At 70.7% G+C, this 12,472-nt stretch carries 12 protein-coding genes and 1 pseudogene; 4 read left to right on the forward strand and 9 right to left on the reverse strand.

The annotated features are described in order from the left end of the window. Positions 1 to 42: 42 nt before the first annotated feature. The 6 genes and pseudogenes from OG884_RS06360 to OG884_RS06385 form a co-directional block, all read right to left on the reverse strand. Positions 43 to 600: an OmpA family protein gene (locus OG884_RS06360; RefSeq protein WP_326643095.1), complete on the reverse strand. Its 558-nt coding sequence runs from the start codon at positions 598 to 600 to the stop codon at positions 43 to 45. Beyond that, positions 584 to 2,461: pseudogene (locus tag OG884_RS06365) on the reverse strand (NB-ARC domain-containing protein); the annotation flags it as partial. The pseudogene OG884_RS06365 and the gene OG884_RS06360, both read right to left, overlap by 17 nt. A 45-nt stretch (positions 2,462 to 2,506) precedes the next feature. Then, positions 2,507 to 3,493, reverse strand: a complete 987-nt coding sequence (locus tag OG884_RS06370) for an AfsR/SARP family transcriptional regulator (protein WP_326643097.1) — start codon at positions 3,491 to 3,493, stop codon at positions 2,507 to 2,509. Next, on the reverse strand, positions 3,385 to 4,164 hold the full coding sequence (locus OG884_RS06375; RefSeq protein ID WP_326643099.1) for a serine/threonine-protein kinase: 780 nt from the start codon (positions 4,162 to 4,164) through the stop codon (positions 3,385 to 3,387). Before OG884_RS06375 ends, OG884_RS06370 begins: the two co-directional genes overlap by 109 nt. Before the next feature lie 48 nt (positions 4,165 to 4,212). Beyond that, the gene (locus OG884_RS06380; RefSeq protein WP_326643101.1) at positions 4,213 to 4,734 is read right to left on the reverse strand and encodes a MarR family winged helix-turn-helix transcriptional regulator; all 522 of its coding nucleotides are present in this window, start codon (positions 4,732 to 4,734) and stop codon (positions 4,213 to 4,215) included. Between the two features lie 54 nt (positions 4,735 to 4,788). Further along, positions 4,789 to 6,096: a M50 family metallopeptidase gene (locus OG884_RS06385; protein WP_326643103.1), complete on the reverse strand. Its 1,308-nt coding sequence runs from the start codon at positions 6,094 to 6,096 to the stop codon at positions 4,789 to 4,791. A gap of 211 nt (positions 6,097 to 6,307) precedes the next feature. Here OG884_RS06385 and OG884_RS06390 point away from each other — a divergent pair, with 211 nt between their 5' ends. Beyond that, a complete protein-coding gene (locus OG884_RS06390) occupies positions 6,308 to 6,901 on the forward strand; it encodes a response regulator transcription factor (RefSeq protein ID WP_326643105.1) in 594 nt (197 codons plus the stop codon). Positions 6,902 to 6,914: 13 nt separating this feature from the next. On the opposite strand, the gene OG884_RS06395 is transcribed toward OG884_RS06390, so the two are convergent. Beyond that, positions 6,915 to 8,030, reverse strand: coding sequence for a PP2C family protein-serine/threonine phosphatase (locus OG884_RS06395; RefSeq protein ID WP_326643108.1), 1,116 nt, complete (start codon positions 8,028 to 8,030; stop codon positions 6,915 to 6,917). Positions 8,031 to 8,148: 118 nt separating this feature from the next. Between OG884_RS06395 and OG884_RS06400 the strand changes: the two genes are divergently transcribed. Then, positions 8,149 to 9,378 carry a GNAT family N-acetyltransferase gene (locus OG884_RS06400; protein ID WP_326643109.1) on the forward strand — a complete coding sequence of 410 codons (1,230 nt, stop codon included), beginning with the start codon at positions 8,149 to 8,151 and terminating at the stop codon, positions 9,376 to 9,378. A 182-nt stretch (positions 9,379 to 9,560) separates the two neighbouring features. After that, on the forward strand, positions 9,561 to 9,707 hold the full coding sequence (locus tag OG884_RS06405; protein ID WP_326643111.1) for a hypothetical protein: 147 nt from the start codon (positions 9,561 to 9,563) through the stop codon (positions 9,705 to 9,707). Between the two features lie 3 nt (positions 9,708 to 9,710). Here OG884_RS06405 and OG884_RS06410 read toward each other — a convergent pair whose 3' ends face one another. Beyond that, positions 9,711 to 10,178 (reverse strand): ribose-5-phosphate isomerase, encoded by a 468-nt coding sequence (locus tag OG884_RS06410; protein ID WP_326643113.1) that lies wholly within the window; start codon positions 10,176 to 10,178, stop codon positions 9,711 to 9,713. Positions 10,179 to 10,275: 97 nt separating this feature from the next. On the opposite strand from OG884_RS06410, the gene def reads away from it, so the two are divergent. Continuing rightward, positions 10,276 to 10,764 (forward strand): peptide deformylase, encoded by a 489-nt coding sequence (gene def / locus OG884_RS06415; protein ID WP_326643115.1) that lies wholly within the window; start codon positions 10,276 to 10,278, stop codon positions 10,762 to 10,764. Between the two features lie 120 nt (positions 10,765 to 10,884). Here def and OG884_RS06420 read toward each other — a convergent pair whose 3' ends face one another. Then, a complete protein-coding gene (locus OG884_RS06420) occupies positions 10,885 to 12,294 on the reverse strand; it encodes an aldehyde dehydrogenase family protein (RefSeq protein WP_326643117.1) in 1,410 nt (469 codons plus the stop codon). Positions 12,295 to 12,472 lie beyond the last annotated feature (178 nt).

Genomic DNA, 12,472 nt, shown 5'->3' on the forward strand with positions numbered 1-12,472 from the left:
GCAGATCTCGGTGCGCCGGTGCGCCGGTGCGCCGGACCAGGATCACCGCTTGGCATTGAAGACGATCTCCACTCGCCGGTTCTTCGCCTGGTTCTCCTTCACCGGCCGCCCCTGAACGACGTTGGGCAGTTTGGGCCGCCGCTCGCCGAAGCCCATGGCCTGGAAGGTCACATGGGATACCTGCTGCCGAAGTGCCTGTTGTACGGCCCGCGCCCGCCGCAGTGACAGCGCGTCGTTGTAGGCGTCGGCTCCCTGGTCGTCGGTGTGCCCCTCGATCCTGACCACCCCGCCCGCGGACTCGGCCTGGATCCTCTCGGCGACCCGCCGCAGTCGCTGCCGTGCCTGCGGCGTCAGCACTGCCCGGTCAAGCGCGAACAGCACGTCGCTGGTGAGCGCCACGGTGACCTGCTCACCCCGCTTCGACTCGCTCTCGGCGCCGTCGAGCGACTCCACCTCGGCGATGATGTCCTCGACAGGGGCGACGATGTCCTCCACATCGGCCGCGGTGTCCTCCGGATCGGCCCACGCGACCACGGCCGGGGCCACCACCAGTGTGAACGTGAGCGCGAGGACCGCGAGACGCTCAGGAGATCGGGACATCGGTGAACACACCCAGCACCTTGAGGTCCAGATTGATCTTCGTGACGTCCGGTGGCGGAGCGGCGAACGTGGCGTGCAGCGGCAGCACCTCACCCGGCTCGGTGAACACGTCGTAGTCGGAGCACAGGCACTTGGCCCTGGGATACTTGCCCGTGCGCGCGACGGTGTACCGCTTGCCGTTGACCGGGTCGACCAGGCTGACCCCCGCCACGGTCAGGCCGAGGCCGCCCGGGGTGTCCCCCATGTCGCTGCTCATCTGCCAGCGCTCGTCGCCCTTGTTGGTGACCGTCCAGGTCAGCGTGGAGAGCCGGCCCTGCCGTTTGAGACCGGTGATCTGCACGGTCAGGTCGGCACCGCCGGCCTTGACCTCCCTACTGGCGATCACCTCGCCCTGCTCGGCGAGCTCACCGGACTCACCGGACTCACCGGACTCACCGGACTCACCGGACTCACCGGACTCACCGGACTCACCGGACTCACCGGCGAGGCCACGCCTGTCACCGAGAGCGTCAAACTCTCCCATAGCACCTGTTATCGCATCAACTGCCCCATCTACCTCATCAAGGTCCAGAAGAGCCATGGCCAGGGTCAGCAGCGCCCGCGCCGCCCCCCGGCGGTCCGCGTGCTCGCGAAACGTCCCGAGCGCCTCCTCCGCGGCCCCGCGGGCGACATCGGGCCGTCCCTCCACCATGGCCACCCTGGCCAGGACCACCAGTCCCGCGGCCTCGGGCAGCCGATCCCCCAGCCGCCTGAGCAGGCCGAGACCGCGTTCGGCCCGCTCACGCGCCTCGGCAGGCCGCCGCTGGTCCAGTCCCGCCTCCGCCGGCGGAAGCGCCCGCTGGAGGGCTCCGGCCGCCTCCACCGGACGGCCCTCCACCAGGTGCAGGTCCGCCGTGGACCGCAACAGCAGCGCCTCGCCGTGGCGGTGGCCCATACGCCTCGCGGCCCGCAGGCCGATCTCCGCGGCCGCACGCCAGTCCTCGCGGTGCGCGCCGAGCTCGAAGAAGGGCGTCAGGTAGAAGGCCAGTCGGCGGGCCGACTCCCTGAGCTGCGTGGTCGCAAGGACCATGGCCTGCTCCGCCGTATGGGCCAGGGTCTGACCCGAGCCCGGCTCGGCGGGCAGGAGCAGCGCCCTGGCCCGCCGGGTGCGGTCAAGGATCTCCCGGACGGCCACGGCGAGGACTCCTTTGGGGGCACCCTCCTCCTCAGCGAGGCGTTCAGCGGCATAAAGCCTGGTCAGATCGTGCCAGCCGTACCTCTCCCTGCCGGTCGCGTCGAGCCCGCGCACCTGCAACAGGCCCGCCTCGGCCAGCGCCTCCAGCAACCGATCGGCGGGCGCGCCGAGGAGCGCGGAGGCCGCCCACGGAGCGAAGTCGGGCGCGGACAGCGCGCCGAGGCGGCGCAACAGCAGGCGTTCCCGATCCGAGAGCGCGTGGTAACCGAGCGCCAGGCTGCTCCGTACGGCCAGATCGCCCGCGCTGAGCTCGTCGAGGCGGCCGCGCTCGTCCTCAAGTCGTCCCGCCAGGTGCTTCAGTGTCCAGTTCGGCCGCCGAGCCAGCCTGGACCCGGCGATCCTGAGCGCCAGCGGCAGCCCACCGCACAGTGCCGCGATCCGCGCCGCCGCCTGCGGCTCGGCCCGCACGCGCTGCTCGCCCACCACCCGGGCCAGCATCGCCACGGACTCGCCGGGATCGAACACCTCGAGCTCACAGGCGCGCGCCGCCTCCAGGCCGAGCAGCGGCGAGCGGCTGGTCACCAGCGTCAGGCAGCCGGGCCCGGTGGGCAGCAGCGGGTGCACCTGTGCCTCGTCGGCCGCGTCGTCCAGCACCACCACCAGCAGCCGCCGCCCGCCCACCATGCTGCGGTAGAGACGGACCCGCTCGGGCGGCTCGGCGGGTACGGCCCCCTAAGGGCAGCCGAGCGAGCGCAGCAGGTCCTCCAGCACCGCACCCGACGTCCTGGCCCTGAGCGAGGCGTAAAGCCGTCCGTCGGGGAAATCGAGCGCGCCGGCCGCGTGGATCGCCATCGCGGACTTGCCCGCTCCCGCCGGGCCGTGCAGCACCAGGTGGACAGGGGCGCTACCGACGGCCTGCACGGCCCCGCGGATCCAGTCCAGCACGCGCTCTCGCCCGGTGAAATCGACGACGTCCGGCGGCATCTCGTTCGGCACGGCTCTCGGAGGCGTACCTTTGGCCGGCACCCGCTCGTGCGCCTCCCGCAGCTCGGCACCGGGTTCCAGGCCGAGCTCGTCGAGCAGCAACCGCCGCGCCTCCTGGTAGGCGCTCAGCGCCTCCGGCCTGCGTCCCGCCTGGTCGAGCGCCAGCATGAGCTGCCCCCATACCCGCTCCCGCAGCGGATACGCGGCCACGAGCGCGCGCAGCTCCCCTGTCAACTCCGCGCCGCGGCCGAGCGCCAGGTCCAGCTCGACACGCTCTTCGAGCGCGGTCAGCCGCGCCTCCTCCAGTGGTACGGCATAGGCCCGCCGCAGCCGCCCCGAGTCGATACCGGCCAGCGCGGGTCCCCGCCAGAGCGCCAGGGCGGCACGCAGCTCGTCGGCCGCCTCGGCGGTCCGGCCCGCGTCCCTGGCCCGCCTGCCCGCGCGCACCAGGCGCTCGAACCTGTGCGCGTCCACCTGGTCGGGGTCGACGTCGAGGAGGTAGCCTCCGGGCACGGTCCGGATCCCGTCCACCACCTTGCGCAGCGCGCTCACGTACACCCGCAGCACCGGCTCGGCCGAAGCGGGCGGTTCCTCGCCCCACACCTCGGCGATCAACCGGTCGACGGTCAGCACCCGCCCTCGCCGCAGCAGCAGAGCGGCCAGCAGCGCGCGGTGCTTGGCGGGTCCGGGCGTGAGGTCACGGTCGCCCTCAAGGACCTGCAGCGGTCCCAGCACGCCGAACCGCACCGCTCAGCCCTTCGCCGGGCCGAGGTCGAACGAGCGGAACCCGACCTGGACGGGCTTGGCCGTGTCCGGTGCCGCGTAGACGCCGCTGGAGCTGACCACGATGCCCTCGGCGGGCTCGCCGAAGGCTCGCCGCGCACCTGCTCGGGGGCCATGAAGGCGGGCGTGCCCATGATCGTCTGGCTGGTCAGGCTCTGGTTGTCGACGAGCTGGGCGATACCGAAGTCGATCACGCGCGGGCCCAGCGGTGACAGCAGCACGTTCGACGGCTTGAGGTCGCGGTGGATCACCCCCGCCCCGTGAATGGCATGGAGAGCCGTGGCGATCCCGACCGCGAGCGCCTCCAGGTTGGCACCGGTCAGCGTCCCCTGCTCGCGTACGGCCTGCGCCAGGTCGGGTCCCTTCACGTACTCCGTGACGAGGTAGGCCACGCCTTTCTCGATCCCGGCGTCGAGCACGGGAGCGGTGCAGAACCTGGCCACGCTGCGCGCCGCCGTGACCTCGCGGTCGAAGCGCCGCCGGAAGGCCGGGTCCCGGGCCGGTTGCGGGTGGAGCACCTTCACCGCGGCCAGACCACCGGCCGGGGTGGTGGCGAGGTGCACCACGCCCATACCGCCCCGGCCCAGCTCACGCATGAGCTCGTATCCCCCGATCACCTTCACCGGAGTCACCTTACGAGCAAACAATTACATCCAGGACAAGCCATCCGTTCAGCCGGGGGCGGAGGTCTCCGCCAGCGTCTCGGCGATCACCCGGTCGAGGTTGGCCGGGTTCGCCGGACGGGCGATGGCGGCCTCGGCGAAACGGGCGAGGAACCGGGCGAAGGCCTCGCGGTCCTGCTCGTCCCAGTCGGCCATCAGGCTGTCCAGGTAGGTGCGCCGATGGCGGACCACCGCCTCCAGCACGCGACGGCCCCGCTCGCTCAGCACGAGCCGGGCCCGTCTGGCGTCCACAACCGACTCCTCGCGCTCCACGAACCCCGCGCCGATCGCGTCGTTGACCAGTCTGCTGGCGGTGGAGGGGTCGACGTCCAGTTGCTCGGCGACGGCCCCCACGGTCACCTCGGACACGTCCAGGCTCAGCTTGTGCACGGCGTGCACGACCATCACGTTCGACATGGGCACCGGCCGTTGCGACTCTTCGGCCTTGCGCGCGCGCAGCGGCCGCGACCAGATCCGGCGGAGCCGGAACAGGGCCACATCGATCACTGCTCCGGGCGTCCCCTCGTTCACGGCGCCACCCTAACTCCTGCGGGGGGCGGCCTGCGGCGCCCCGCCCGAAGACGATCAGCCGGACAGGCGGACCGGGTTGACCAGATCGGCGTACATCAGCAGGCCCGCCATGATGACCATCAGGAAGGCGATCGCGTACGTGAGCGGAAGCGCCTTGGCGATGTCGACGTGGCCGGGGGTGGGGCGGCGGGCGACGCGCGCGAAGCCGCGCTTGAGGCCCTCCCAGAGGCCACCGGCGATGTGGCCGCCGTCCAGCGGAAGCAGCGGGATCAGGTTGAACAGGCCGATCGCCAGGTTGAAGCCCGCCAGCAGGTTGATGAAGACGACGATCTTGTTCTCCAGCGGGATCGCGGAGGCGGCGATCTCACCGCCGATGCGGCTGACGCCGATGACGCCGATCGGGCCGTTCTTGTCACGCTCGTCACCGGAGAAGGCGGCGTGCCAGACGCCCACCATCTTCTCGGGGAGCTTGACCAGCGCGGAGGCGGTGGCCGAGGTGAGGTCTCCCATGTGCTCGGCCACGGCGCCGAAGCCCTGCTGCTCTATGACGACCTTCGGACTGACCCCGAGGTATCCGACGCCCTTTTCGATCTTGCCGGGCTCGTCCAGCGACTCGCGGTCCTGGGCGATGAGATCGGCGTTGACGGTCAGCTCCTGCCCCCCACGCCTGATGCCGATCGCGGTCGGCCCCGCGCCGTGGTCTCGGATGGCCCGCGTCGCGGCGTCCCAGCTCGTGGCGGGCCTGCCGGCCACGGACACGATGACGTCCCCCGGCCTCAGCCCCGCCACGCTGGCCGGGCTGGGCTTGTCGGCCGCGGTGCACTCCCGGTTCTTGGCGTAGTCGGCGGCGGTCTTCACGCACTGCGGAATCGAGGCGATCTCGGTCTTCTGCACGGGGATGCCGAACCCCATGAGCACGACGCCGAACAGGATGAACGCCAGCACGAAGTTCATCGCCGGGCCGCCGGACATGATGATGACCTTCTGCCACCAGGGTTTGCGGTAGAACACCCGGTTCTCGTCGCCCGGTCGCACGTCTTCCAGCGCCACGTCACGCGCGTTCTCGATCAGGCCCTGCCACGGTCCGGTGGAGACCGAGCGCACCTTGCCGGGGGCATCGGTCGGCCTGGGCGGCAGCATGCCGATCATCCGGATGTAGCCGCCCAGCGGGAGCCACTTGATCCCGTACTCGGTTTCGCCCTTGCGTCGCGACCACATCGTCGGGCCGAAACCGACCATGTACTGGGTGACCTTGACGCCGAACAGCTTGGCCGGCACCAGGTGGCCGATCTCGTGCAGCCCGATCGACACCATCAGTCCCACGAGGAAGACGACGACCCCGACCACGGAGAGCCAGCTCACAGGTTCATACTCCCATCGCGGTTTCCCCGACAATGCCCCATAAGAGATTAGCCGAAGTATCCGGCCTGCACGCCTCCGTCGCGGCCACGTTCCCCATCAAGTCACTTGCCCACATTTTGGCGATCGACCACATTTTGTTGACATTCAGCAATCACGCGATCACTCTTTGATGAAGGTGAGGGCGAGAGATCGGAGCGTTTTGATCGGGATTTTGGTTGCCGAGCACCTCCCCCTGATACGGCGCGGGCTGGTGGCGTCGCTGGAGAGCGAGAGCGACATGAAGGTGGTGGCCGACGTGGCCGACGGTGAGGACGTCGTCCCCGCCGTCCTGCGACACGCACCCGAGACGGCGATCATCAACCTCGACCTGCCGGGGATCGACGGTTTCACCACCGCCCTCCGGCTGCACGAGGAGGCTCCCCGCTGCAGTGTCCTGCTGCTGTCCCGCGCCCCGAACCCGGGCCAGGTCCGCCGCGCCTTCGCCGTCCACGCGCTCGGTTTCATGAGCCTGGAGGTCGACCCCGGGCAGCTGGCCGACGGCGTCCGCCGGGTCGCGGCCGGCCGCCGCACGGTCGACTCCGAACTCGCGGTGGCGGCCCTGAGATCGGCGGACAACCCGCTGACCCGCCGGGAGCTCGACGTGCTCCGGCTGGTCGCGCGGGGCGCCAGGTCCAGCGAGATCGCCGACCGGCTGTTCCTCTCCGTGGGAACGGTCCGCAACCACCTGTCCCGGATCATGTGCAAGACCCAGGCGCGCAACCGTCTCGACGCGGTACGCATCGCCGACGACTTCGGATGGCTCTGACGCCTTCCGCGCCTCAAGGGCGCCAGATGAGGATGAGGGCGCAGTCGTCGTTGTGGCCCGCCGACATGGAGGCGACCAGGTTACGGGCACCGTCGCGGAACCCGGAGGGCACCAGGCGCTCGGCCTCCCCCAGCAGGCGGTCGAGGCCCGCGTCGATGTCGCGCCCCGGCTGCTCGATCAGGCCGTCGGTGTAGAGCATGAGCGCGTCCCCCTTGCGGAGCATCCCCTGGTCCGTCTCACAGTGCAGGTCGGGTACGACGCCGAGGACTACTCCCTTGGCCGTGGAGACCCGCCACGTTCCGGCGCCCGACTCGTACTTGACCGCCGGGGGGTGACCGGCCGAGGTGATGACGTACTCGCCCGTCACGAGGTTGAGCCGGAGGTGGACCGCGGTGACGAAGCCCTCGGCCTCGCGCTGGCGGTGCAGGTAGGTGTTGCAGGCGGGCAGGAAGGCGTCGACCGAGCCGAGCAGCCCGCCGAAGGTGCCCGACAGCAGCAGCGCCCGGGTACCCGCGTCGACGCCCTTGCCCGACACGTCGACCAGGGCGAGCTCCATCGTGTCACCCTCGCGGATGGAGACCAGGAAGTCGCCTCCGAAGGAGGATCCTCCGGCCTGCTTGAGCACCACCTTGGAGCCCCACTCCTTGGGCAGCGGGGGCAGGTCGCTCTGGCTCTTGAGGCGGTCGCGCAGCTCCAGCAGCATCGCGTCGCCGCGCAGGCCCTGCACGCCGAGCTTGCCCCGGGTGCGGGCCATCAGCGCGGCCAGCACGGCGGTGAAACCGAAGGTGACCAGCAGGCCGGGACCGATGTAGTCCACCCCGCGCACCACGGCCACGTAGATCAGCGAGGCCGCGACCGCGCACAGCAGCTTGACGAGGCTGTTCAGCCGGAGCTGGAGGCCCGCCATGAGGGTGATCGGGATCATGAGAGCCGGGGAGAACCACTCCATGGACACTTTCGCGGCCAGCACACCGATCAACAGGGTCAGCAGGATCAGGGTGATGAGCAGGTTCCGGTCGCGCGCCAGGGGGCCGCGGCGCAGTAGACGCACCATGGGAACGAGAAGCGGGATGCGGACCAGGAATGCACGGAGCGCCGGGGGGAGCAGCGGCACCGGACGGGAACTCATGATGCGCCTGACTGTATCTGGCTATCCCCCCTTTAGGCGGCCAACTTGACCAATGCCTTGATCACTAAGCGTGGATATTAGCTGGCCGGAACTGTTTGTCCCATCTACCGTGTGAAAAATGACTCTTAGCCTGCGTCCGATCACCGAAGCCGACTGGTCCGATTGGATGACCGTCGATGAGGAGGCGTTCGGCGCCCCCATCCCCCCGCACCGGGGGGAGCTGTACAGGGGCGTCACCGAGTTCGACCGCTCGCTCGGGGTGTTCGACGGCGATCTGCTCGTGGGCACCACGGCGGTGTGCAGTTTCACCATGACCGTACCCGGCGGCCCGATCCCGGTCGGCGGCGTCACCGCGGTCGGCGTGCTGCCCTCCCATCGCCGCCGGGGCGTCCTCTCCTCGCTGATGACCCGCCAGCTTTCCGACCTCCACGAGCGGGGTGAGGCGGTCGCCGCGCTCTACGCCTCCGAGGCCGCGATCTACGGGCGCTACGGCTACGGCAGGGCCGCGGACAGCCTGGTCTTCCGGATCCCCACGGCGAAGGCGGCCTTCACCCGGCACGCCCCCGTCGATCCGGGCCTGCGGTTGCGCGTCGTCAGGCCCGCGGACGCCAGGGCCACCTTCGAGAAGGTCCACGAGTCGGCGCTCGACGAGCGTCCGGGACTGTACGCCCGCACGCCCGCACGCTGGAACTCGACGCTGACCGACCACGAGGCCGACCAGGGCGGCGCCGGACCGTTGCGCGCCGTGATCGTCGAGGACGACGCCGGTCCGCGGGGCTACGCGCTCTTCAGGATCAGGCAGAGCTGGACCGAGGACGACATCCCTGACGGCGAACTGCAGGTCAAGGAGCTGTTCGGTCTCGATCCCGCCGCCTATGCGCTGCTCTGGCGGCACGTCCTGGACCGCGACCTGGTCTCGCAGGTCACCGCCGGGAACCGTCCCTCGGACGACCCGCTGATCCACTTGCTGGCCGAACCCCGCATGCTTCACGCGCGCTGGCTGGACGAGCTGTGGATCCGCGTCGTGGACGTCGAGCGGGCCCTTCCGGCCCGCGGCTACTCCGCGCCGGTGGACGTGGTGATCGAGGTCGAGGACGACGTGTGCCGATGGAACGCGCGCCGCTGGCGGCTGACCGCCGACACCTCCGGCGCCCGCTGCCTGCCCTGCGACGACCCGGCCGACCTGGCGCTGCCCGTCTCCGTGCTGGGCGCGGCCTATCTGGGCGGGCGCCCGCTGGCGGCGCTGCGGGCGGCGGGGGCGGTACGCGAGTCGCGCGCCGGGGCCCTGCGGGAGCTGTCCACCGCGATGTCGTGGGATCCCGCCCCCTGGGGCGGCACGGTCTTCTGACCACGTCTTCTGAGCACGGCCGCAGCTGCCCGGCCCGCCGATCAGGTCGGGCCGGGCCGCGTACCCGGCCCGCCGATCAAGCCTGGCTGGATCAGACCGCGTCCGGATCAGGACGGCCCCGGAGTGGGCCCGCCCGGACGGGCCTGGCGGGCAGGACGGGCCTGGCGGGTTATGGTTGCGGCATGGCACTGCAGAGCTTGCAGATCACCGCGATCACCGCGATGCGGGCGCGAGACGTCTCGCGCCCGACACCCGAGCAGCAGGAGAGCGCGGACCGCCGTCCCCTGCGCGACGAGACGCCCCACAAGGAGCCCACGCGCAAGCGGTGAGGACTACGGCAGCGGCGGGAGCTGGCCGATGGTCTCGTACGAGGTGAGCTGTGCGATCCGGCGGTTGTGGCGCTCGGCCCCGGAGTACGAGGTGTTGAGGAAGACCTCGACGAACCGGGTCGCCTCCTCCTCCGTGTGCATCCGCGCGCCGACGCCGACGACGTTGGCGTTGTTGTGCTCGCGGGCGAGCCTGGCGGTCTCCTCGCTCCAGGCCAGGGCGGCGCGGACGCCGCGCACCTTGTTCGCCGCGATCTGCTCGCCGTTGCCCGAACCGCCGATGACGACCCCCAGGCTGCCCGGGTCCTCCACGACGCCCTGGGCCGCGCGCAGCACGAACGGCGGGTAGTCGTCCTCCGCGTCGTAGAAGGAGGGACCGCAGTCCACGACCTCGTGGCCGTGCTCCTTCAGCCAGGAGACGATGTGGTTTTTGAGCTCATAGCCGGCATGGTCGGCACCGATGTAGACGCGCACTCACACAGTTTCGCAGGTGTGCGCGGGCGGCTTCACTCGGCCCCGGCTAGAGTAACAGTCCCTATGCTCACACAACCCTTACAAGAGAGAACCTCACATGCGTGACATCCGAGTGGTCGGTGACCCCGTCCTGCGCACGCCCGCCGAGCCGATCACCGACTTCGACCGTGATCTGCGACGCATGATCGACGAGATGTTCGACGTGATGTACGCCGCGCAGGGCGTCGGCCTGGCAGGCCCGCAGATCGGCGTGTCGAAAAGGATCTTCGTCTACGACTGCAGCAACCGCAAGGGGCACGTGATCAACCCTGAGCTGACCGTGGACGACGACTCCGAGGTCCTCGACGAGGAGGGCTGCCTTTCCGTTCCCAGCCGCGAGACCGGCACCCCGCTCTACGCCAGAACGCCCCGGGCCGCCGGCGTGACGATAAGCGGCCTGGATCGGCTGGGGCGACCGATCCGGGTCAGGGCCCGCGGCCTGCTGGCACGCTGCTTCCAGCACGAGACCGACCACCTCGACGGCATGCTCTACGTGGACCGGCTGGCCAAGGACGCCGCCAGGAAGGTCCTGCTCCAGGCACCCTGATCCGGTGGGGCGGCACGTGGGTGCGTCCCCCCAGACCGGGGTGGCGTCCGGCACCTGCTCCAGGCACCCTGACCCGGTGGGGCTGCCCGGGTCGGGTGCGGAGGTCCTCGCCCGACGCCCTCAGAGCTGGATTGCCTTGATCTCCAGATACTCCTCAAGGCCGAACTCACCCAGCTCGCGGCCGAGGCCCGACTGCTTGTAGCCGCCGAAGGGGGCTCGCGGATTGAACCGGCCACCGTTGATCGCCACCTGGCCGGTGCGCAGCCGTCGCGCGACCTCGATCGCGCGCTGCTCACCACCCGCCCACACCGCGCCGGCCAGGCCGTACCGCGTGCCGTTGGCGATGGCGACGGCCTCGTCCTCACCCCGGGTGTAGGGGATGATCGTGAGGACCGGGCCGAAGATCTCCTCCTGCTCGATCACCATCCCCGGCTCCACCCCGGCGAACACGGTGGGCTCGACGTAGAAACCGCGATCCATCGGCCGGTCGGTGCCTCCGGCGACCAGCCGTGCGCCCTCCTCCTGGCCCCGGTTGATGTAGCGGACCACCCGGTCACGCTGGGCCGCCGACACGAGCGGGCCGAGCCGGGTCGCCTCGTCGAAGGGGTCGCCGACCGTGTATCTCCGCGCGGCCTCGACAGCGAGCAGGACCGCCTCGTCGTACTGGTCCCGGTGGACGATCATGCGGGTCCAGGCGGAACAGGTCTGGCCGGAGTTGAGGAAGGCGTTGGCCACCGTCGCCTCGGTCGCCACCGGAAGATCGGCGTCCGGCAGGACCAGGCTGGCGGACTTGCCACCGAGCTCCAGGGCCACCCGCTTGATCGTCTCGGCCGCGAGCGAGGCGACCCGGCGCCCGGCCCCGGTGGAGCCGGTGAACGACACCATGTCCACCTCCGGGTGGGTGACCAGGGCCTCACCCACCACCGGGCCGTAGCCGCTGAGCATGTTGAAGACCCCGGCGGGCAACCCGACCTCGTCGAGGATCCCGGCGAGCGCGAAGGCCGCCAGCGGCGCCACCTCGCTGGGCTTCAGCACGACGGTGCAGCCCGCGGCGAGCGCGGCGCCCACCTTGCAGACGACCTGGTGGAGAGGGTAGTTCCAGGGGGTGATGGCGGCGACCACCCCGACCGGCTCCCTGAAGACGCGGGAGTTGCCGACCTGCCCGCCCTCGAAGTCGTAGGTCTCGGCCAGTTGGGCGTAGGAGGCCAGCACCCCGGCCGGCATCAGTGTCTGCACCCTCATCGCCACGCCGTACGGCGCGCCCATGTCCGTGGCGATGATCCTGGCTATCTGATCGGAGCGTTCTCGTATCAGCTCGGCGGCGGCGGCGAGGATCCGGCCTCGCTCGGCGGGGGGCGTCGTGGACCAGGAGGGGAAAGCCTCGCGTGCGGCGGCCACGGCGACCTCGACGTCGGCGGGCACCCCGGCGGGCACCCTGTCGATCAGCTCCTCGGTCGCCGGATTGATCACGTCGATGCTCTCGCCCGACGCGGAGGGCTGCCAGGCTCCGTTCAGATAAAGGTGACGCATGCCTCTCATCCTTGCGTGCGTGCCGTTCCTTCGCGAGGGCGCGGCGGGTGCGGCGAGCGGACGGAGATCACCGTTACCCGAGAGCTCAGTCGTGATTCCACTGGTCACGGCACCTGGTCTGACGTCTTCCGGCTCCCGGCCTACGGCGCAGGTGCGGCCTGACACACCCTGCCCTCCC

This window comes from Streptosporangium sp. NBC_01755, from assembly GCF_035917995.1.
GTDB lineage: Bacteria > Actinomycetota > Actinomycetes > Streptosporangiales > Streptosporangiaceae > Streptosporangium.

Excerpts from the sequence above, each read along its gene's own strand:
- OG884_RS06400 (WP_326643109.1), top strand. The coding sequence starts at position 8,149 with ATGACTCTTAGCCTGCGTCCGATCACCGAAGCCGACTGGTCCGATTGG.
- OG884_RS06405 (WP_326643111.1), top strand. The coding sequence starts at position 9,561 with ATGGCACTGCAGAGCTTGCAGATCACCGCGATCACCGCGATGCGGGCG.
- OG884_RS06395 (WP_326643108.1), bottom strand. The coding sequence starts at position 8,030 with ATGAGTTCCCGTCCGGTGCCGCTGCTCCCCCCGGCGCTCCGTGCATTC.
- def (WP_326643115.1), top strand. The coding sequence starts at position 10,276 with ATGCGTGACATCCGAGTGGTCGGTGACCCCGTCCTGCGCACGCCCGCC.
- OG884_RS06420 (WP_326643117.1), bottom strand. The coding sequence starts at position 12,294 with ATGCGTCACCTTTATCTGAACGGAGCCTGGCAGCCCTCCGCGTCGGGC.
- OG884_RS06360 (WP_326643095.1), bottom strand. The coding sequence starts at position 600 with ATGTCCCGATCTCCTGAGCGTCTCGCGGTCCTCGCGCTCACGTTCACA.